The organism is Oleiphilus sp. HI0080 (assembly GCF_001635135.1).
Map to the genome: position 1 here is coordinate 1 of NZ_LWFU01000283.1, position 838 is coordinate 838.

Genomic DNA, 838 nt, shown 5'->3' on the forward strand with positions numbered 1-838 from the left:
ACCCCAGCAGGGTGTCTGCTGGGGTTTCTGATTAAAGCCTGACGATGACCTACTCTCACATGGGACCTCCCACACTACCATCGGCGATGAACCGTTTCACTTCTGAGTTCGGGATGGGATCAGGTGGTTCCAGTTCTCTATGGTCGTCAGGCAAAACTCTGGTTGAAGACCATCACTGATCACCAACACTTAATTCTGCTGTTGTCTTTAACATTGGAAGCGATAGTAGCGCTTGGATGATGTTCGACTCACATCATTTCGTTATCCGTCTTTCGTTCGATCTGGACTTTACACCAGAGACTTCTCTCGAAGCGTCTTTGGCGTTATATAGTCAAGCCTCACGGGCAATTAGTACTGGTTAGCTCAACGCCTCACAACGCTTACACACCCAGCCTATCAACCTCATAGTCTTTAAGGGCCCTTTAGGATTCTCAAGGAATCAGGGAAAACTTATCTTGAAGGGGGCTTCCCGCTTAGATGCCTTCAGCGGTTATCCTGTCCGAACATAGCTACCGGGCAATGCCATTGGCATGACAACCCGAACACCAGAGGTTCGTCCACTCCGGTCCTCTCGTACNAGGAGCAGCTCTTCTCAATTTTCCAACGTCCACGGCAGATAGGGACCGAACTGTCTCACGACGTTCTAAACCNAGCTCGCGTACCACNTTAAATGGCGAACAGCCATACCCTTGGGACCGGCTTCAGCCCCAGGATGTGATGAGCCGACATCGAGGTGCCAAACACCGCCGTCGATGTGAACTCTTGGGCGGTATCAGCCTGTTATCCCCGGAGTACCTTTTATCCGTTGAGCGATGGCCCTTCCATACAGAACCACCGG

At 51.4% G+C, this 838-nt stretch carries 2 rRNA genes; both read right to left on the reverse strand.

The features are described 5' to 3' along the window. Window positions 1-36 precede the first annotated feature (36 nt). Window positions 37-151 (reverse strand): 5S ribosomal RNA (gene rrf / locus A3751_RS02965). Between the two features lie 176 nt (window positions 152-327). Further along, window positions 328-838 (reverse strand): 23S ribosomal RNA (locus A3751_RS02970); the annotation flags it as partial.